This is a genomic window from Halorhabdus rudnickae, from assembly GCF_900880625.1.
Taxonomy (GTDB): Archaea; Halobacteriota; Halobacteria; order Halobacteriales; family Haloarculaceae; genus Halorhabdus; species Halorhabdus rudnickae.
In genome coordinates this window covers 85,074-105,643 of sequence record NZ_CAAHFB010000001.1, presented here as the reverse complement: position 1 = coordinate 105,643, position 20,570 = coordinate 85,074, and the positions used below count along the sequence as shown (strand labels likewise).

At 62.7% G+C, this 20,570-nt stretch carries 16 protein-coding genes and 1 tRNA gene; 9 read left to right on the top strand and 8 right to left on the bottom strand.

Annotated features, from left to right (window positions below; translation table 11 throughout):
- The first annotated feature begins 65 nt into the window (after window positions 1-65).
- The 5 genes from grpE (at window position 66) to BN2694_RS00480 (ending at window position 6,156) form a co-directional block, all read left to right on the top strand.
- Window positions 66-770, top strand: a complete 705-nt coding sequence (grpE, locus tag BN2694_RS00500; RefSeq protein ID WP_135661572.1) for a nucleotide exchange factor GrpE — start codon at window positions 66-68, stop codon at window positions 768-770.
- A 196-nt stretch (window positions 771-966) separates the two neighbouring features.
- Window positions 967-2,901 carry a molecular chaperone DnaK gene (gene dnaK, locus BN2694_RS00495; protein WP_135661571.1) on the top strand — a complete coding sequence of 645 codons (1,935 nt, stop codon included), beginning with the start codon at window positions 967-969 and terminating at the stop codon, window positions 2,899-2,901.
- Window positions 2,902-3,041: 140 nt separating this feature from the next.
- Window positions 3,042-3,854, top strand: coding sequence for an aldo/keto reductase (locus tag BN2694_RS00490; RefSeq protein ID WP_135661570.1), 813 nt, complete (start codon window positions 3,042-3,044; stop codon window positions 3,852-3,854).
- A gap of 102 nt (window positions 3,855-3,956) precedes the next feature.
- A complete protein-coding gene (locus BN2694_RS00485; protein WP_135661569.1) occupies window positions 3,957-5,039 on the top strand; it encodes an ATP-NAD kinase family protein in 1,083 nt (360 codons plus the stop codon).
- An 82-nt stretch (window positions 5,040-5,121) separates the two neighbouring features.
- Window positions 5,122-6,156, top strand: coding sequence for a phosphate uptake regulator PhoU (locus BN2694_RS00480; RefSeq protein ID WP_135661568.1), 1,035 nt, complete (start codon window positions 5,122-5,124; stop codon window positions 6,154-6,156).
- Window positions 6,157-6,208: 52 nt separating this feature from the next.
- Here the strand turns inward: BN2694_RS00480 and folP are convergent, their stop codons facing one another.
- The 4 genes from folP to purH form a co-directional block, all read right to left on the bottom strand.
- Window positions 6,209-8,647 (bottom strand): dihydropteroate synthase, encoded by a 2,439-nt coding sequence (gene folP, locus BN2694_RS00475; protein ID WP_135665349.1) that lies wholly within the window; start codon window positions 8,645-8,647, stop codon window positions 6,209-6,211.
- Window positions 8,648-8,739: 92 nt separating this feature from the next.
- Window positions 8,740-9,552, bottom strand: coding sequence for a hypothetical protein (locus BN2694_RS00470; RefSeq protein ID WP_135661567.1), 813 nt, complete (start codon window positions 9,550-9,552; stop codon window positions 8,740-8,742).
- 83 nt (window positions 9,553-9,635) lie between these two features.
- Entirely contained in the window at window positions 9,636-10,430 is a 795-nt protein-coding gene (locus tag BN2694_RS00465) for a DUF7537 family lipoprotein (RefSeq protein ID WP_135661566.1), read from the bottom strand.
- Between the two features lie 129 nt (window positions 10,431-10,559).
- Window positions 10,560-12,140: a bifunctional phosphoribosylaminoimidazolecarboxamide formyltransferase/IMP cyclohydrolase gene (gene purH / locus BN2694_RS00460; protein WP_135661565.1), complete on the bottom strand. Its 1,581-nt coding sequence runs from the start codon at window positions 12,138-12,140 to the stop codon at window positions 10,560-10,562.
- 114 nt (window positions 12,141-12,254) lie between these two features.
- Here purH and BN2694_RS00455 point away from each other — a divergent pair, with 114 nt between their 5' ends.
- Window positions 12,255-13,622, top strand: coding sequence for a metallophosphoesterase (locus tag BN2694_RS00455; protein WP_135661564.1), 1,368 nt, complete (start codon window positions 12,255-12,257; stop codon window positions 13,620-13,622).
- Window positions 13,623-14,233: 611 nt separating this feature from the next.
- On the top strand, window positions 14,234-16,462 hold the full coding sequence (locus tag BN2694_RS00450; RefSeq protein ID WP_167879925.1) for a methyl-accepting chemotaxis protein: 2,229 nt from the start codon (window positions 14,234-14,236) through the stop codon (window positions 16,460-16,462).
- Window positions 16,463-16,651: 189 nt separating this feature from the next.
- On the opposite strand, the gene BN2694_RS00445 is transcribed toward BN2694_RS00450, so the two are convergent.
- The 3 genes from BN2694_RS00445 to BN2694_RS00440 form a co-directional block, all read right to left on the bottom strand.
- Window positions 16,652-16,846, bottom strand: a complete 195-nt coding sequence (locus tag BN2694_RS00445) for a cold-shock protein (protein WP_135661562.1) — start codon at window positions 16,844-16,846, stop codon at window positions 16,652-16,654.
- An 82-nt stretch (window positions 16,847-16,928) separates the two neighbouring features.
- A complete protein-coding gene (locus BN2694_RS16895) occupies window positions 16,929-17,081 on the bottom strand; it encodes a hypothetical protein (RefSeq protein WP_167879924.1) in 153 nt (50 codons plus the stop codon).
- Window positions 17,082-17,316: 235 nt separating this feature from the next.
- Window positions 17,317-17,398 (bottom strand) — tRNA-Ser (locus BN2694_RS00440).
- A gap of 92 nt (window positions 17,399-17,490) precedes the next feature.
- On the opposite strand from BN2694_RS00440, the gene purB reads away from it, so the two are divergent.
- On the top strand, window positions 17,491-18,873 hold the full coding sequence (gene purB, locus BN2694_RS00435) for an adenylosuccinate lyase (RefSeq protein WP_135661561.1): 1,383 nt from the start codon (window positions 17,491-17,493) through the stop codon (window positions 18,871-18,873).
- Window positions 18,874-18,929: 56 nt separating this feature from the next.
- On the opposite strand, the gene BN2694_RS00430 is transcribed toward purB, so the two are convergent.
- Window positions 18,930-19,370 carry a hypothetical protein gene (locus BN2694_RS00430; RefSeq protein WP_135661560.1) on the bottom strand — a complete coding sequence of 147 codons (441 nt, stop codon included), beginning with the start codon at window positions 19,368-19,370 and terminating at the stop codon, window positions 18,930-18,932.
- A 189-nt stretch (window positions 19,371-19,559) separates the two neighbouring features.
- Here BN2694_RS00430 and BN2694_RS00425 point away from each other — a divergent pair, with 189 nt between their 5' ends.
- Window positions 19,560-20,540 (top strand): isocitrate/isopropylmalate dehydrogenase family protein, encoded by a 981-nt coding sequence (locus tag BN2694_RS00425; RefSeq protein ID WP_135661559.1) that lies wholly within the window; start codon window positions 19,560-19,562, stop codon window positions 20,538-20,540.
- Window positions 20,541-20,570: the final 30 nt, after the last annotated feature.

Genomic DNA, 20,570 nt, shown 5'->3' with positions numbered 1-20,570 from the left:
CGATGCCGCGTCCGGAGGGGACGGGTTTCTCAACCCTTTTATCCGCCGACGGGCACGTATCGACCATGACTGAGACCGAGCAGGACGACGGGAGCGTCGAGCGGACCGACGAGGGGGCGACTGACGCCGACGGTGCGTCCGACGGCTCGGCAGAAACGCCCGAATCCGATTCCGAGAGCGTCGCCTCCCTTCGTGAGGAGCTGCTGGAGGAGGTACAGGAGACCGACGACGCGGAACTCGCCGACGAGATCGCCGCCCGCGAACTCGAGATCGAGACGCTTCGGGCCGAGATCGACGAACTGGAGGAGACCGTCGCGGAGCACGAGGCGGAGATCGAGGACCTCAATTCCCGTCTCAAACGCAAGCAGGCGGACTTCCAGAACTACAAAAAGCGGATGGAACGCAAACGCGAAGAGGAGAAACGACGTGCCACGGAAGACCTCGTCGAGCGTCTTCTCGACGTTCGAGACAACTTACAGCGCGCTCTCGAACAGGACGACCCCGCGGACCTCCGGGACGGCGTCGAGTCGACGTTCCGGCAGTTCGAACGGGAACTCGACCGAGAGAACGTTGCCCCGATCGAGCCGGAACCCGGTGACGAGGTCGACCCAGAAGGTCACGAGGTGCTGGCCCAGATCGAGGCCGACTACCCCGAAGGCACGATCGCAGACGTCCACCGGCCAGGCTACGAGATGGGCGAGAAAGTACTCCGTCCGGCGCAGGTGGCCGTCAGTGACGGCTCGAACGACGAGAACGAAACCGACAGCTAAGACGACAAATACGGAACGGACACAGTCCGCCAACCCGACGGGTCCGGACAGGGGTGGGTCGGCACTTCTGTATAAAACCCTCGACTGTAAACGGCCCCGCTGACCCTAATCGCCAGACGTAAGCGGGGCAACTCCGGAGCGTGGTTCGGCCTGTCTAGTAATGTTTAACCGGGACAAGCCGGTAGATGTGGCCAAGATGGCGAGCAACAAGATTCTCGGAATCGACCTGGGGACGACCAACAGCGCGTTCGCAGTGATGGAGGGTGGCGATCCGGAGATCATCGTCAACAGCGAGGGCGACCGCACGACCCCGTCGGTCGTCGCGTTCGACGACGGCGAGCAACTCGTCGGCAAACCGGCGAAAAACCAGGCCGTCAAGAACCCCGAGGAGACGATCCAGTCGATCAAGCGCCATATGGGCGAGGACGACTACACCGTCGAGCTGGACGGCGAGGAGTACACGCCCGAGCAGGTCTCGGCGATGATCCTCCAGAAGATCAAACGTGACGCCGAGGAGTACCTCGGCGACGACGTCGAGAAGGCCGTCATCACGGTACCGGCGTACTTCAACGACCGCCAGCGCCAGGCAACGAAAGACGCCGGCGAGATCGCCGGCTTCGACGTCGAGCGCATCATCAACGAGCCGACGGCGGCCTCGATGGCCTACGGATTAGACGATGAATCCGACCAGACAGTGCTAGTCTATGACCTGGGCGGCGGGACGTTCGACGTCTCGATTCTGGACCTGGGTGGCGGCGTCTACGAGGTCGTCGCCACCAACGGCGATAACGACCTCGGTGGGGACGACTGGGACCGGGCCGTCATCGACTGGCTGGCCGAGGACTTCGAGAACGAACACGGGATCGATCTCCGTGAGGACCGCCAGGCCCTCCAACGACTCAAGGACGCTGCCGAGGAGGCCAAGGTCGAACTCTCCTCGCGCAAGGAGACGGAGATCAACCTCCCCTTTATCACGTCGACCGACGACGGCCCCGTCCATCTGGAGACGGACCTCACGCGGGCGACCTTCGAGAGTCTGACCGAGGACTTGATCGAGCGCACCGTCGAGCCGACCGAGCAGGCCCTCAATGACGCCGGATACGCGAAATCGGACATCGACGAGGTGCTGCTGGTCGGTGGGTCGACCCGGATGCCCCAGGTTCAGGAGAAAGTCGAGGAACTCACGGGCAAGGAACCGAAGAAGAACGTCAATCCCGACGAGGCAGTCGGGTTGGGCGCGGCGATCCAGGGCGGTGTCCTCTCTGGAGATGTCGACGATATCGTCCTGCTGGACGTGACGCCCCTGAGCCTCGGTGTCGAGGTCAAGGGCGGTCTCTTCGAGCGGCTCATCGAGAAAAACACCACCATCCCGACAGAGGAGTCGAAGATTTTCACCACGGCGGCGGCCAACCAGACATCGGTACAGATCCGCGTCTTCCAGGGCGAACGTGAGATCGCCGAGGAGAACGAACTGCTTGGCGCGTTCATGCTATCCGGGATCCCGCCGGCGCCCGCTGGAACACCCCAGATCGAGGTGACCTTCTCGATCGACGAGAACGGTATCGTCAACGTCTCCGCGGAAGACCAGGGCTCCGGTAACTCCGAGGAGATCACCATCGAGGGCGGCGTCGGCCTCTCGGACGAGGAGATCGATGAGATGCAAGAAGAGGCCGAACAACACGCCGAGGAAGACCAGAAGCGTCGCGAGCGCATCGAGGCCCGCAACGAGGCCGAAAGTGCCATCCAGCGGGCCGAGACGCTGCTGGAAGAGAACGAAGAAGCCGTCGACGACGACCTCCGGACGGACATCGAGGGCAAGATCGAGGCCGTCGAGGAGACTCTCGAGGGCGACGACGCCACGAAGGAAGACTACGAGAGCGCCACGGAGGACCTGACCGAGGCGCTCCAGGAGATCGGCAAGCAGATGTACCAAGAGCAAGCCGCCGAAGGCGCAGCCGGTGCGGGCGCCGGGGCTGGCGGCGCGGCCGGTGCCGGCGGCATGGGCGGTATGGGCGGTGGTCCCGCTGGCGGCGCGGCCGGTGCCGGCCCGGGCGCGGCGGGTGGTGCCGACGACGAGGAGTACGTCGACGCCGACTTCGAAGAAGTAGACGACGAAGACGACGAAGAGTAAACTCGCAGTGGACGAACGGGACCGGTCGCGCAGAAATCATAAGACCTGACCGATCCCGCCACGGACCCGTTCGAAAGGCCTGACGTGATTTTTCGCCGTGGATGGTAACACCCATACGAGTGCCACACCTGTGATCGCACATGACGGCGCTACCCGAAATCGGCCTCGGAACCTGGCAGAACGAGGACCCCGAACAGTGTGCCCAGAGCGTCCGGACCGCCCTGGAGATGGGCTATCGGCACGTCGACACCGCGGAGTTCTACGGCAACGAGGACGCCGTCGGCGAGGGGATCGCCCGGGCCGACGTCGATCGTGAAGAGATCTTCCTTGCGACGAAGGTCCATCCGTCCGCGACGGGCGTCGCTTACGAAGACGTCCTCGACGCCGCAGACAAGAGCCGCGAGCGCCTCGGCGTCGAGTCCCTCGATCTGCTGTACGTCCACTGGCCGACCGGCGAGTACGATCCCGAGGAGACGCTGCCGGCGTTCGACGAACTCCGCGAGCGCGGGGCGATCGAACACGTTGGCGTCTCGAACTTCGAACCGTACAACCTCGATCGCGCTCTGGACGTCCTTGACGCGCCGCTGTTCGCCAACCAGATCGAGCTGCACCCGCTGCTCCCCCAGGAGCGACTGCGCGCGTACGCCGATGAACACGATCATCACGTCGTCGCGTACTCCCCGCTCGCCCGCGGAGATATCTTCGACGTGCCCGAGATCATGGAGATCGCCGAGAAACACGGCGTCAGCGCGGCCCAGGTCAGCCTGGCGTGGGTCCGCCAGAAGGGTGCCTATCCGATCCCAAAGGCCACGAGCGAGGCCCACATCCGGGACAACTTCGAGAGCCTCGATCTCGAACTCGACGGGGAAGACGTCGCGGCCATCGACGCCATCGACCGGACCGAGCGCCACGTCGACTTCGACAGCGCCCCCTGGCACCACCGTCCGGAATGACTCCGTTCCGATGTCGCTCCGCTCTCGGGTGATCGCTCCCGGAGACCCGCGCGACCGGGGACGATCCCCGTGCTTTTGCCGGATCAGGACCTAGGGGGGCGTATGCGACGGGTCGGCTTCCTGCTCAACCCGATCGCCGGCATGGGCGGGCGCGTCGGGCTGAAAGGGACCGACGGTAAGGTCGCCGAGGCCCGCGAACGCGGAGCGAAACCGCGGGCGCCCGACAGAGCGCAACAGACGCTCGACGCACTGGCACCCCACGGCGATGTGACACTGGTGACGGTGCCAGGGGTCATGGGAGCCGACGCCGCCCGCGAGGCTGGGTTCGATCCCACGGTCGTCGCCGAACCGGCCGCAGGACCGGCGGCGACGATCGGCGAGACGACGGCGGCGGACACCCGACGTGCCGTCGCCGCGCTGGTCGCCGCGGATGTCGACGTGGTGGTGTTCGTCGGGGGCGACGGTACTGCTGTCGACGTCGCGGAGACGCTTGAGGCGCTCGGGAGCGAGATACCGATGCTCGGCGTCCCGGCGGGCGTGAAAGTCTACTCGGGCGTCTTCGCCGTCGATCCGACGGCCGCCGCGGAGATCGTTGCCACCTTCGAGGAGACCGAACCCGGAGACGTCCTCGATCTCGACGAGAACGCCTTCCGAGAGGGGGTGGTCTCGACGGAATTGCGCTCGACGGCGACGACACCGGCCGATCGGCGACGGCAGTCCCCCAAGCAGCGAGTCGGCGGGACGGTGGAGACGCTCGCGGCGGGCGTCGCGGCCGAAGTCGATCCCGGAACGACCTACGTGTTCGGGCCGGGGAGTACCGTCGGCGCGATCGAATCACGGCTCGGGTTCGAGGGATCGCCGCTGGGCGTCGACGTTTGGCGGGACGGAGAGGTCCTGATCGAAGACGGCAGCGAATCCGAGATTCTCGCGAACCTCGGGACAGACAACGTCGTGATCGTCTCACCGATCGGCGGCCAGGGGTTCGTCCTCGGTCGCGGCAATCAGCAACTCTCACCCGATGTCCTCCGACAGTCCGACATCCGGATCGTCGCCTCGCGCCGGAAACTCGACGGGATCGGCGTCCTCAGGGTAGACACCGGTGACCGCGCCCTTGAGGAACGACTACGCGGCTGGCACCGCGTTCGAGTCGGGCGCGTCGAAAGCCGGCTCGTCCGAGTCGTCTAACGCCTAGGATATTTCTTTTGGCAATCTAGGCATACCCCCATATATTGATAGACTTAAGGACGACTGGTCACATACAGTGTGTATGGATACGCGGAAGGTCCAGCAGCTCGGTCCATCGACCCTGGCGATGACGCTCCCGGCCGACTGGACGAGCGAGAACGGCGTCGAGAAAGGTGACGAAGTCTCCCTGCGAATCGGCGGCAAGGGCATGTTGACTGTCTTTCCCGAGTCCGTCGACTCGGGGGAGTCAGAGGCGACGATCCACGTCTCGACCCTCGATGCGGATTCCGTCGAGCGAGCCATCGTCGCCCAGTACGTCCTCGGTCGGCGAGTGATCCATGTCGAGGTCGACGACGACGAGACGCTGCCGAGTTCGCACATCAACGCCGTCTACAACGCCGAGACGCAGCTGATGGGGCTGGGTGTCATCGAAGAGACGCCAAATCGGATCGCTATCCGGTGTTCGGTCGATCCGGCGGATTTCAGCCTCGAAAACTTGCTCGAACGCCTAGAGAGTACAGGAAGTACGATGCGGACCGAGGCGATCAAGGCACTGGCACACGGCAACCCCGATCTCGCCCAGCGGGCGTTGAACCGCGAACGGCAGGCCAACAAGATCTTCGTCCTGCTGTTGCGGCTGATCTTTACCGCCTATCAGAACCCCAACCTCGCCCACGCCGTGGGACTGGAGGATGGGTTTCCCCTGGTCGGGTATCGGTCAGTCGCGAAAAACCTTGAGTTGACCGCCGACAACGCCGAGGACATTGCAGATATCGCCCTGGAGACGGACGGACATCGACTCAACGTGGACACCGAAACCATGGAGCGGATCAGAGACCTGACCGAACAGGTCGACGAACTCACCGCACTTGCCGTCAGAGCCGTCGTCGAACGCGACTTCGAGATCGCCAACGACGTCCGTGCGCGCTTTCGGGAGATCGACGACCTCGAGGACGAACTGTTGGCGGGCCTCGATGAGATGCCGAATAGCGACCTGCTGGCGGTCAGGGACGTCCTGGTCGCCCTTCAGGAGACGGCCCAGTACGCGGTCAGAAACGCCGAGATCGCGACGAACCTCGCGCTGAACGAGGAGTCAGAGCACACGACGATAGAGTGAGTCGTCACATCGTTCGTGCGTCACTCGCACCCGTTCACATCGTTTTCGACGGTCATTTTCCGGAGCTATCCGGATCGGCGGCCGTGCGTGCGACGTGGACGGCCGCGACGTTGGCTGCCGCGTCGTGGACGCGGATCACGTCGGCGCCGCGATCGGCCGCCAGGGCGGTAGCTGCGATCGTTGGCTCGTAGCGCTCGCCGGCCTCGCGGCCGATCAGCCCGAACATCGACTTATGAGAGTGTCCGATCAGGACCGGGCAACCCAGCCCGCGGAGTTCCTCGAGGCGATCGAGCAGTTCGAAGTTCTCCGCGGCGCTCTTCCCGAAGCCCATCCCGGGATCGACGAGGATCCGCGAGCGGTCGAGGCCGGCCTTCTCGGCCAGTAGGACGCGTTCGGTGAGTTCCGCAAGGACGTCCTCGACGATGTCGTCGTAATGAACCTCGTGGTCGGGATCGACGGGGGTGTCGATACTATGCATGACGACGATCGACGCATCGTGCTCGGCAGCGAGATGAGCCATGCCGGGATCTTCGAGTCCGGAGACGTCGTTGAGGATGTCCGCGCCGGCTTCCAGGGCCGCTTCCGCGACGTCGACTTTCCGCGTGTCGACCGAGACAGTCACGTCCCGGTCGGCGAGGCGCTCGATCACCGGAACCACGCGCTCGCGCTCGGTCTCGACGGACACCGGATCGGCACCGGGCCGGGTGCTCTCGCCCCCCACGTCGACGATGTCGACGCCTGCCTCGATCATCTCTTCTGCGCGGTCGAGTGCATCCGCCAGGGCGTCGTACTCGCCGCCGTCGTGGAAACTGTCGGGCGTGACGTTGAGGATCCCCATCACGGCTGTGCCGTCCTCCCAAGGGAGACCGTGGTCGTTTGGGACGGTGTCGACCGAGAGCGCCTCGCGGAGTTCCGCGGCCAGCGACGATCCGACGTCGGCGCGGTCGTCGAGTCGTCCGACGACGCGTTCGAACTGCGCGTGGGTACCCATGAGTACAATGTCGACGCGTTCGCGGTCGCTATCGTCGACGGCCGAGACCGCACACTCCCCGCCTACCGAACGGAGCGCATCTTCGAGCGTCCGAGCTTCGCGCGGCTGGAGGCGCGTCTTCAAGACGCGATGGACTCCCTGAGTTCGGGTCTCCCAGGCGTCCGTGTCGGTGACGTGAGCGTCTTCGAGAACTGCCTGGGCTTCCGGGAGTGACTCGACGCGCTTCGGGATCTTCGGTCGCGTCCAGCGCGAGCGCGCCTCCCTGACGGCGTACAGCGAACCCACGACGAGGACGGCGTCATTCGGGCCGGCAGACTCGAGTGCCAGATCCAGCGCATCGGCCACCGTCGAACGGGTCTCGACGTCAGCGTCGGTCTCGATCACGAACGCCCGGGCGAGGACGCCCGCGTCCTCCGCCCGGCCGACATCCGGACGGGTAGTGATAACAGTATCAGGTTCGGGCAGCGCCGCCGCCATGCCGCGGTGGTCCTTGTCGCACATCGCGCCGACGACGAGGTGCAGATCGTCGTACTCGAACGTCGAGAGCGTCTCATCGACCTGCTCGCAGCCCCCGGGGTTGTGTGCGCCGTCCAGGACGACCAGTGGTTCGCGGTCGAGGACTTCGAACCGTCCCGGCCAGGTAGCCCGTCGGAGGCCGCCTTCGAGGTCGGTGTCGTCCACATCAGCGACCTGTCGGGCGAGTGCCGCCGCGACGCCAGCGTTTCGCGCCTGATGGGCGCCCAGCAGCGGGAGCCGCGCCTCGAATGCCCAGTCCGTCCCGGACAGCGTGACGAGTTGTTCCAGGCCGTCCCGCCCGGCGGCGCCGACCGTGACCGCGGCGTCGTCGTCAGTTCCAACCCGGCAGACCTCACCGGCCTCGCCGCGGATGGCGGCCAGTGCGTCACCGGTCGCGGCCGTCACCAGCGGCGCTTTCGCGGGGGCGACCGCAGCTTTGTCGCTCGCGATCTCTTCGATCGTCTCGCCGAGGAAGTCCGTGTGTTCGAGGGTGATGCTCGTGACCGCGCTGGCGACGGGATCGACCACGCTCGTGGCGTCGTGACGACCGCCGATGCCGACCTCCAGGATCGCGACGTCGACCTCGCGGCGGCCGAACTCCCACAGCGCCATGGCCGTCAGCGTCTCGAAGAACGTCGGCGCGTCGCCCGCCGCCGCGTTCTCGGTGACGTACGGTTCGATCCGCTCGACGAACTCGACGAGCGCCGCCTTCGACAGTTTTCGTCCGTTGACCCGGGCACGCTCACGAACGTCATCAAGATGCGGTGAGGTGTAGATCCCGACGTCCAGTCCCGCCTCCCGAAGCACCGTCTCGAGCATCCGTGCAGTGCTTCCCTTGCCGTTAGAGCCAGCGATCTGGACCGCAGTGAGTGATTCCTGTGGGTCGTCTACATACCCGAGCAACTCCCGCGTCGCCTCGGTGCCAGGACGTGGCGAGAACCGACGGAGGTCGAAAAGAAAGTTTGCGGCCTCGTGATAGCGCATGGTTGTTGGCATCAGGTCGGCGCGCTTTAGCCTATCGGAGTCAGTTGTCTCCCGTTCTCTCGGTCGTGTACCCGCACCTTTCGACCGATCGATCACTCACCCCCGCCGACGATGCTGGCGTCCTCCGCGCTCTCGGGGAGCGAGACCGAGACGTTCCCATAGGAGAGGCGAGTCGCAATTTCTCGATCGACGTCGACGGACTGTCCGTCGATTGTCTGGGTACCGGCGGCCGACCGCTGTATTCGGACCGGTCGGTACGTCTCGGAATCGATCCAGAATGTCGCCCGAAGAGTCGTGTTGGCCTCGACGCCGGGCGGCAGGTCAAGGGCGTCCCGCAATCCCCTGTTCAGTTCGGCACGATCCACCTCGGCGTCCAAGACGTAGATCGCATCTCCGTCGAGGGTGGTCGTCTCGACGCCGGACAGCGAGGCGTTATCGAGGAAGAACTCGTGGAGTCGGAGCTGATCGTAGAGGGCCCAGTGGCGCGCGAAGCTCTCTGTGACGTCGCGTTCGATCCACTCGGAACCGTACTCCGCCTGGAACTGTTCGCTACGCTGGTAGAGCGTCTGATCGAGGACGTACCGATCGATGGCGACCTGCTGACCGGACCGTGCTTGCGTCCGATGGGAGACCAGCGATCGGCTGGTCCGATTTAGTGCATACGCGACGTCGACTGTGGTTGTCAGATCACCGTCTTCGAGATGCTGGACGATCGTCGCGTTCTGGTCGGCGGTGTAGGCAGAGACGTTCCCCATCGCCGCCAGCGTGTCGGCCCGCAACTCGTTCGCCCCGGGCGGGTCATCGTCGACGGTTTCGGTCGCCGTCGGCGTCGTCGTTCCGCCCCCGACACACCCGGCAAGTAAGACGGTCGCGAGGAGGAGAGCTAGATGTACACGAGTCGTCATGTCTCTCTCAACGGGATCGATCGAAATAAACCCGGCTAAGCCGAGTCGGTCCGCGGAGCTCGGAGGAAGTCTCCACCGTGGTGCTACGAACTGGTCTCGTTATCGAGTGAGACCGCCGAGTCGGCCTCCTCAGGAAGCGTAACGGAGACGTCACGGTCGTATGCGAACGCCAGTTCGAGGTCCATCGTCAGATCGACCGTCTGCCCCATCTGCGTGACCGTCGCGTTCATCGAGACCGTACTCCGAGCAGGGCGGTCGGTCTCAGGATCGACCCAGAGGCGCTGATCGACGTTCGTTACGTTGTACTCGACGCCCGAGGCGCCACCGAGGCGGGCCATGATCACCTGGCTCGTCGCCGCCTCGTCGACATCGGCCTCGAGGACGCGCATTTCGGTCCCGTTGACGGTTTCAGTCCCGTTCGTCGTTACCGAGGCGTTCGCCAGGAACCCCCGCTGGCGGGTGAGCGTGTCCTGCTGCTCGAAAAACGCGTCTCCAACCTCGGTGGTCACCCACTCCGAACCATACTGGCTGGTGTAAGCGGGATTGTACTCGTAAATCGAGCCGTTCAGAAGGTACACACTCGCTTGCTGGGACATCCCGCTCACCGAGACTGTCCGGTTGATCTGCATCCGCTGGTTCGTCCGGTCGAACGCTCCCACGGAATCGATCGTCTGACGCCGTGTCTGGTTGGTTACCGACTGCACGACCGTCGTGTTCGACGTGACGTGATAGGACTCGACGGCCTCCATCGCCGCAAGAGTATCTGACTGGGCCTGCTCTCCGTCGACCGGTTTAACCGTCGTCGTCGCCCCACCGCTACATCCCGCGAGAACAACCATCCCGAGGATGGCAATCAGGGCAACCGTGTGTCGTCGCATGTCTCTCGTCCGTGCTTTCCGTGAGTGCGTAAAAAGGAAGCGTCTCTTCCCTCGCTGGGGTCTCGAAACGGACAGCGTGAGGACGACGACTCAGTCCTGTCCCAAAGCGGACGGCGCGAGGATTGTGACTCAGTCGTGTCGGAACGCCCGCGACCCGGTGAAGACCATCGCCATGTCGAGTTCGTCGGCCCGCTCGACCACGTCCTCGTCGTTGACGCTTCCGCCGGGCTGGATGACCGCCTCGATACCGGCCTCGTCGGCCGCGTCGATACCGTCCGGGAACGGGAAGAACGCGTCGCTGGCCATCACGGCCCCCTCGGCGTCCTTGCCTTCGGCGTCAGCCTCAGCTTTCATTTTCGCGATCTCGACGGCGTCGACACGGGAGACCTGGCCTGCGCCGACGCCGACCGTCTCGGTCCCCTTCGCGAAGAGGATCGCATTCGATTTGACGTGCTTGATGGTCTGCCAGGCAAAGCGCATCGACTCAAGCTGTTCGTCTGTCGGTTCGCGCTCGGTGACGACCTCCAGATCGTCCTCGGTGACCGCCTGCAGGTCCCGATCCTGAACGAGTCGGCCGCCGACGATCGGCTTCTCGGTCAGCGTCTCGGTGGGATCGAACTGCTCGCTTACGTCGAGGACCCGGAGGTTCTCCTTCTCGAAGAGCACGTCCAGTGCGTCGTCGGTGTAGCCCGGCGCGACGACGACCTCTTTGAAGGAGTCGATGATCTGCTCGGCCGTCGCTTCGTCGCAGGTGCGGTTCAGTGCGACGATCCCGCCGAAGGCGCTCTTGGGATCGGTCGAGAGGGCATCGGCGTAGGCCTCACTGATCGAGTCGGCGACCGCACAGCCCGCCGGGTTCGTGTGCTTGATGACCGCACAGGCAGGCTCGTCGAATTCCTTGACGAGATTGAGCGCCGCGTCGGCGTCGTTGTAGTTGTTGTATCCCATCCCCTTCGCGCCCTCGTTGAGCTGGGAGGCGTGGACGACGCTGGCCTCCTCACAGGTCCGATCAGCGTACAGCGCGGCGGCCTGGTGGGGGTTCTCGCCGTATCGGAGCTTGCGGACGCGATCGTCGCTGTCGATCCGTCGGGCGGGGTACGCGCCGCCGTCATCGCCCTCGACGGAAACCGTTCCGGATTCCCGATCGATCTCGACGCGATTCTCGGCGAACCATTCGATTACACGGGGATACGCCTTGAATTCACCCTCGTGGAGGACCCGCTCTTTGAGGTCCTCGACGGTGTCGTCCTCCCGAACGGGAACGGGTTCCTGGGTGACGATCGGCCCGTCGTCGACCGTCTCGTCGACGACGTGGACCGTACAGCCCGTCGTCTTCACGCCCGCCTCAAGAACGTCCTCGTGGGGACTCATGCCTTTGAACGCCGGCAACAGTGCGGGGTGGACGTTCAGCGTCGTCGGCGTGGCCTCCAGAAACGTCTCATTCAGGATGCGCATGTAACCATCGAGCGCCACGAGGTCGAACTCGTAGTCGGCGAGGGTATCAAGGACGCGTTCCTCGTGGGCCTCGCGAGATTCGTCATCGCCGCGTTCGACGACTTCGGTTGGAATTTCGCGGTCGGCAGCCTTCTCCAGGACTGGCGCGTCACCGTCGTTGGTCAGGACGACGGCGAACTCCGCCCCACCCGGCGCACGATCGTCGATGTTCATCAGATTACGCCCCCTGTTCGAGGCCATGCCGGCGAGCTTCATGTGCGGGGAGGCGCGGGCCGCCAGCAAAGTAGTTGCGGATCGGGCGAATTCGTCGATCAAGCTGGCTGTTTTCCGACCGAGATGTTTTGGGTCTGGGCTCGCACGAACAGACGAATGGGTGACGCCGAGACGGTTTACTACGCGATCAGCGACCTCCACATCGGTGGCGACGAGCAACTGGAACACGTCGAGTTTCTGGATGAACTGCTCGCGTTTCTCGAACGACTCGAAACAACAGACGAGAACGCGGAGCTACTTATCAACGGCGACGCGTTCGGACTCTGGGAGTTCACTGGGATCAAGGGTGTCGAGAAGTTCGACGCGCTGGTCGCACGCTACCCGGAACTGTTCGAACAGTTCCGTTCGACCGGCGAAAACATCCAGATTACGCTGCTGCCGGGCAATCACGACCACGAACTCGCCGCCTACGACGAGTATGTAACGCGGTTCGCACAGTACAACGTGGACCTCGTCCAGGAACAGGCGATTACTCGTCCAGTCGGCGAGCGTGTGATCCACTTCGAGCACGGCAACCAGCGTGACCCGAACAACCGCTTTGCGGACTTTGGCAACCCCTACGAGAAGCCGCTTGGCTACCACTACAACACGCTCGTGACGAGTCGGGCCGGCCAAGTGTCCGACCGCGGGCGGCGCAACTGGCTGAAGGACATCCAGGCGGTCACGCCCACCGAGCGGGTCCCAGTATGGTTCCTCTCGAAGTACTTCTACAACGAGATGCACCCCCTGCTGCGGTACGCCGCCGTCCCGTTCCTGCTACTGTTCAATCTGAGCGCGCTCGTCGCGGTCGGCGCCGGCCTCGACCTGATCGGCGTCTGGTCGATGCCGACTGACGCCATCGAAGGGGCGTTCGGTCGACTCGGATCCGCCGGGACGTTCGCGTTCTCGATACTGGCGATCAACGTGGCCATCGTCGGGATACTGGTCTTGGTCTGGATCCCACTGCGGTTTATCGTCCAGGACTTCAAGCGTACGATCGATCGATTCGGCCTCGTCGAGACAGAATTCACTGTCGACCCGAGCGAGCCATACGTCGCTGCGGCGAGAGACGTCTTCGAGACGCAGCCGGAGACGGCCGTCTTCTGTTACGGACACACTCACCGACCGGCGGTCGAGACAGTTGACGAACGGGCCATCGTGAACACGGGAACGTGGTTGAAACGCTTCCATCGCCGGCCCGTGATCGCGGGATTGCTTCCCCCGGTCTTTCACCCGACGTTCCGTCTGAGCATCGTCCGAATCGCCGCCGAGGACGGGGGTGTAGCCGTCGAGTACGAGACGATGGACAAGCCCGACCCCGCGAGAACGGATCTAACACTCACAGAACGGTTGCTGACCGTGGGCCGGGTGCCGGATCCAGAGATTCCCGATCGGGTGGTCGTCGGCGACTCGACAGTATCGTCGGCTACGATACAGGGCGAGAAGACCTCCTCGCAGCCAACCTCTGGGGATGACCTTGAGTAAGTCGTTGCTGTCGCAACAATCCGTCGCATGGCGTGGATAAGTTGATCCGGCCGACTCCATCGTAGCCGTCATAAGCCAATCCACAGATGATTTGTCATCGTCAAGTAACATCCAGGGCGTCGTATTCTCTCGATCTCTGAGACAGAGCAAAGCAATGTGTTAGTGGAGTGTGTACTGTCATTTCGAGGGCTGTAAACAGTCGTGAGCGACAGCCCTCAAGCCAACTGAATTGCCCGCTCAATGAAATGGTTCCACTGTGTCGTTGGGCAGGCCGACATGTGCACACAGTACGATCGGATCTGTATAGCACGACGGAGTGCAACAGGGGCAACTGCCGTTGGATATATACTGAATAATCGTACCCGCTTTTCGAATTCGATAACTAGGGGGAGTGGTTTTTGAATATCCTAACCCGAGGAAAACACGCTGGTTCGCGGCGGGCAAAATGAAGTACAGACCACCGGTCAGAGGACAAACACATGGATTTCGAACGGAAACTTCCGACGGTACTACGTACGAGTTACACGCGCAAGTTCGCGGTCTCGGCGTTATTGATATTGATCGTTGTTGCGTCAATCGGCGTCTATGCCCAGACGCGGGTATCTGCAGAGGTGACACAACAACAGGAACAGAGCCTCCTCGGCAACGCTCAACTTGAGGCAGATAGCGCCTTACAGTGGATCAATACTCAACAGCGAACGACAAGAGCTGTATCCGAAAACTGGGGTGTAGTTTCAGGGAGCGAGACAGTCGTTCGAGAGACCTTGAACGCGAAACTAGACAAGTTCCCCTCTGAGGTCGCTGCCCTTCACTATCTTAATTACGAAACGGGAGAAATCACCGTCAGCACACAATCGGATGTCGAACAGCAACAAATATCAGATACAGAGATTGTCTGGCCGCAAAACACAGCGTTCAGCGAGCTTTCCTTTAGCGATTCCCAGCAGGTGACACAATCCTGGATCTACCGATCGGCGTCCGGCAGTGCGTCGATAGCGATGCTCTCGCCAGTTCCGGACTCGAATCACGCGATAGTGATGGTCGTCGAGACAACTGAGCGGGCTGAAAAGTTCAAAAGTACGATCGAAGGCACCGAGACGACAATCGTCGGTAGTACCACGAGTGATGTCTTATTCGACAGGGACGAAGCAGCCGTGTTGTCTCAATACGATCGGCCCGGTGGGTCCGAGATTTTGAACGCGATCAAGGCGAACGACGAGGGGACGATCGCGACGGCAGACTCTCTGGTCGCATTCACATCTGTCAGCGGAGACTCGAATTGGGTCGTCATCAAACGGGCGCCGAAAGCGACCGCGTTGACGGCCGAGCGTGAAGCCAGGAACAATGTGGCGGCGCTCATTGTGGCCTCACTACTCGGTCTTCTTGCGTTAGGTGTGATGGTTAGTCGCGGTCCGATGCGCTCGCTCAGAGAACTCTCAACACAGGCGACTGCAGTGGCAAACGGCGATCTTGACAACTCGATCACCGACAACGGCCGTATCGACGAGGTTGGGCAGGTCCGAACCGCGTTCAGAGATATCAAAGCATATCTCGAAACAGTTGCCGACCAAGCTGATGCGATCTCCGATCAGCAGTTCGATGCGCCAGTCCTCGACGAAGCGGTACCTGGTCGGTTAGGGGATTCACTCGACCAGATGCGAACAGATATCGAACAATTCATTGAAGACGTTGAAACTGCTCGGGAAGACGCCGAACAATCCCGCAAGGAGGCCGAGCAACTGGCCGAAGAACTGCAGGCCCAAGCTGAGCAGTTCGGGACTGTAGTTGAACAGGCGGCCGACGGTGACTTGACTGCTCGACTGGATACCGACATCGACAACGACGCGATGTACGATATCGCTGTGGCAGTCAATGATATGCTAGCTGATATTGAATCAACCATCAGCCAAATTCAGACGTTCTCCCAGGAAGTCGCAGCCGGGAGCGAACAAGCCAGTATCGGAGCCCAAGAAGCAAAGCGAGCCAGCGAGCAGATCAGTGAGAGCGTCCAAGAGATCGCAAGCGGGTCAGACGAACAGCGTGAACAGCTCGAACAGATATCGAGTGAAATGAACAATCTCTCGGCGACGATCGAAGAGGTCGCATCTACCGCACAAACCGTCGCCAATACCTCACAGGAAACTGCAGACGTTGCCTCCCAGGGTGAGGGAACCGCCCAGCAGGCAATCGAGGACATGGAAGACGTTCAAGAGACGATGGTCGAGACCGTCGACAACGTCGAACGCCTCGATTCGCTGATGGCCGAAATCGACGAGATCGTCGACCTCATCGCGGACATTGCCGAGCAGACCAACATGCTCGCGTTGAACGCCAACATCGAGGCCGCCCGCGCCGGAAATGGCGAGGGGGACGGAGAGGGATTCGCTGTCGTCGCCGAAGAGGTCAAGCAACTAGCTGGGGAAACGCAAGACTCAGCCGACGATGTCGCACAGTTGGTCCGGGAAGTACAAGACCAAACCTCAAGCACTGTCGAGAATATTCAGGCGGCGGAAACGCAGGTCAGGGAAACGACTGCTGCCGTCCAAGAGACGGTCGATGCGTTCGTCGATGTCGTCGAGAACATCGAAACGACCAACGACGGCGTCCAGGGGATCAGTGAGGCAATGGACGACCAGGCGGCCAGTGCCGAAGAGGTCGTGGCGATGGCTGATAGCGTCTCCGAAATCAGTCAAACGACAGCCAACGAAGCCGAATCTGTCTCGGCGAGTGCTGAAGAACAAGCCTCCTCGATGACCGAAGTCACGGCCAGCGTCGAATCGCTCGCTGAACAGGCCGAGAAGCTGCAGGCTCGACTCGAAGACTTCGACGTTGAGAAGTAAGGGTCTGCACCAGCCGCCGCTATTCCGTTGACCGGCACAACAGCACACAGGACCAGCCGACGAAGGTAGTCGTAGAGGCCAATCATTCAGCGGTGACGTCAGTATCCAGAAAGCAACGGCTCCGAGCGTCGAGTTCGAAAGAATCAGCATTGCGTCCAGACCACTGCCGTGAGGCAGTGTTCGGATGATCTATGCGCGAACGACGTTCGTCGCGCGCGGGCCCTTGGGGGCCTGTTCGATGTCGAACTCGATGTCCTGTCCCTCTTCGAGATCCGGGCCGCCAACGTCCTCCATGTGGAAGAAAACGTCATCGTCCTCGTCCTCAGTCTCGATGAAACCGTAACCGCCAGTGTCGTGGAAGAAATCCACCGTTCCGTTTGCCATTGCAAACAATCGTAGCGTCGCTCGGGGGATAACCCTTCCGAGAGTGGTGGTACCACGACCGTTGAGTGAACAGATCGAAATTTCAAGCGACCAGCGGCGCGAGCTCCTCCTCGTAACAACTCCGGCAGACGTAGTAGTCGAATGCCCCCTCCTCGCTGTTCGTATGCACGAGCAAATGGACGGTGCTATCGAAGGGGAACTGGCCGCCACAGACAGCACACGTCTCGGATGACATCTTCAATTGTGATGTTCGTTTACACCCTACAAAGCTGTTTGTGATCGTTCGCGAAACGACGTCGGAAATCGCGTTTCCAATCGAATAGCAAGATTGCGCTACTCGCGTCAAAATACGGTGGGGCTGGGATTTGAACTCGATGGCGAGACGGTCGCTCACTCCGTTCGCGCTGCGACTCGCGTAGTTCAAATCGCCAGTTGTCCCCGTTGCTCCTCGCGAATTGCTCGGAGCAAAGCGGTGGGGCTGGGATTTGAACCCAGGAGGCTTGCGCCACCGGTTTTCAAGACCGGCGCAATGGGCCGCTCTGCCACCCCACCAGCACGCGCAGGTTCCCGGTGGGTACCCTAAATCCTGTCGATCGGAACCTCGGACCGGCAATCTTTTTCGCTCGCTGTGCGGACCCCCACTCATGACTGACCGCGATCCGCTCTCGGCCGTTTCGCCGCTGGACGGCCGGTACGCACGCTACACTGAACCGCTGGTGTCCTACGCCAGCGAATCGGCACTAATCTGTGCCCGCGTCCGCGTGGAAGTCGAATACCTGCTCGCACTCGCAGATCTCGATGTGACGCCACTGGAGATCGACGACGACCAACGCCAGTCACTCCGGGCGATTTACGAGGACTTCGACGACGATGACGCCACATTCGTCAAGCAGATCGAGACTGAGGGGACCGAGAAATACGACGCGACGAACCACGACGTCAAGGCCGTCGAGTACTTCCTCCGGGAGCGCCAGCCCGCCGATCTCGACGCAGAGCAGTGGCTGCACTTCGGCCTCACCAGCGAGGACGTCAACAACCTCGCCCACCGGCTGTTAGTCAAGCCCGCCGTCGAGGACGTGCTCGTGCCCGCGCTCCGGGACGTTCGAGACGACCTCTCAGATCTCGCCCGCGAGTATCGGGACACACCAATGCTGGCACGGACACACGGCCAGCCGGCCACGCCGACCACCTTCGGCAAGGAGATGGCCGTCTACGCCTCACGACTCGGCCGCGCACTCGGCCGGGTCCAGCGTGCCACCGACGCGCTCTCGGGGAAACTCGCGGGCGCATCGGGTACCTACGCCGCCCACCACGTCGCCTACCCCGACGTGGACTGGCCGGCGTTCGCCGAGAACTTCGTCGGTTCGCTGGGGCTGGAACACGAGGCGCTGACGACGCAGGTCAATCCGTGTGACGACCTCGCGGCGCTGTTCGACGCCCTCCAGGGAGCCAATCGCGTTCTACTGGATCTTGACCTGGACGTCTGGCTGTACGTCTCCGATCGGTATCTCGGACAGGAATCGGCGGCGGGCGAAACCGGTTCCTCGACGATGCCCCACAAGGTCAACCCCATCGACTTCGAGAACAGCGAGGGCAACCTCTCGAAGGCCAACAGCGATCTCGCGTTCCTCGCGGGGTACGTCACGAACTCGCGCCTCCAGCGGGACCTCTCGGATTCGACGGTCAAGCGAAACGTCGGGAGCGCACTCGCTCACTGCCTCATCGGTTACCGGAAACTCGAAAGCGGCCTCGGAAAGATCGTCCCCAACGAGGCGGTGATGCGTGAGGACCTGGAAGCGACCCCGGAAGTCATCGGGGAAGCCGTCCAGACGATCCTCCGCCGGGAAGGCCACGGCGACGCCTACGAGCAAGTGAAAGCGCTGACCCGCGGCCAGGACGTGACCCTCGCGGACTTTCGGACGCTGTTCGCGGATCTCGACGTCAGCTCCGACGTGCGAGACGAACTCGAAGCGCTCACGCCGGCCGGGTATACGGGTCTGGCCGCCGAGATGGTCGAGGATCACTGAGCAAACGCGGGCCGAGAAATCCATCGAGAGCGACCTGGCGGCTGTCCTCGACGAGTTCAGAGCGCGGATCGGGAGAGAGACAGCGTCTCCCAGTTCTGTAGCGACCAGTAGCCGATACCGCAGCTGACCAGTGCGGCTGCGAGGACGTAAAAGGCGACCTCGGCTAGCGCGAGTCCGTCCGGACGTTGCACCACGTACGCGGTTCCTTCGCCCATCAAACTGACCAGTGCGAACGTACCGAGCCCGACGGCACAGGCCCATGGGAGGCTGGCCCGGGAATTGGCAAGTTCGGCGTCGAAAGCGACGACGGAAGCGAGAAACGAAAGTGCCATGGTAAGGACGTAGAAGGGGACGCGATCCTCGAACCCGGCAACCCCCTCGACGAGCGCGCCGATCCCCACGAAGACGACGACGAGGACGATCGTACAGACGGTGACGAACGAGCCGAGTTGCAGCCACTCGACGGTTCCGAGCCGGGCATCTCGACTGCGTGCCATGGACGCCCTGTCTCCGTCTCCGAACAAAAAACATGGGGCGAGATCGGGCCGCCAACGGAGAAGGGGACAGCGGACGCGAACGGAGAGAGTAATAACGGACGCGAACGGTGGGCGACACCACGCTAGTCCGAAGCAGAATCCGTCCGCCGGATCGACACGCTCTTTTTCACCCCACCGAGAGGTATTCGCATGACAAAAGAGATCGCCGCGATCCCCGGCGACGGCATCGGAAAGGAAGTGCTGCCGGCCGCGATCGACGTCCTGAGCGCGCTCGACCGCGACTTCGAATTCGTGAAGGGGCAAGCCGGCAACGCCGTCTACGAGCGCGAGGGAACGCCACTCCCCGAGGAGACGCGCGAACTGGCCCGCGAAGCCGACGCGACACTGTTCGGCGCTGCCGGCGAACTCGCCGCCGATATCATCCTCCCACTCCGGCAGGACGTGGGCTCGTTCGCCAACGTCCGTCCGGCACGAGCCTACCCGGGCGTCGACGCCGTCAAGCCCGAGACCGATCTCGTTTTCGTCCGGGAGAACACCCAGGGCGTCTACGCCGGGATCGAATCGAATCTCACCGACGACGTGACGACACTGACCCGCCTCATCACCGAGGACGCATCTCGAAAGATCGCCGAGTACGGCTTCGAGTACGCCACGGAACACGACGCCGACCGCGTCACGGTCGCTCACAAGGCAAACGTAATGCGAGAGACCGACGGGTTGTTCGTCGACACTGCCGCCGAGGTCGCCGAAAAACACGGTGCCGAGTACGACGAGGCATTGATCGACGCACTAGCGATGCATCTGGTGATGCACCCCGAGGACTACGACGTTATCATCACGCCCAACCTCGCCGGCGACGTTCTCTCGGACCTTGCTGCGGGCCTCGTCGGAGGGCTCGGGATGCTCCCGAGCGCCAATATCGGCGAAGACAACGCACTGTTCGAACCGGTCCACGGGTCTGCCCCCGACATCGCCGGTGAAGGCGTCGCCAATCCCTCGGCGATGATCCTCTCGGCGGCGATGTTGCTCGAATACTTCGATTACGATCAGGATGGCCAGCGCGTCCGGGAAGCCGTCCTGACTGTCCTCGAAGAGGGGCCGCGCACGCCCGATCTCGGTGGCGATGCCTCGACGGAAGCGTTCACCGAGGCTGTTCTCGAACAGTTGTAGCTGCCACGTCGGTCGACGGAAGGCCGAACC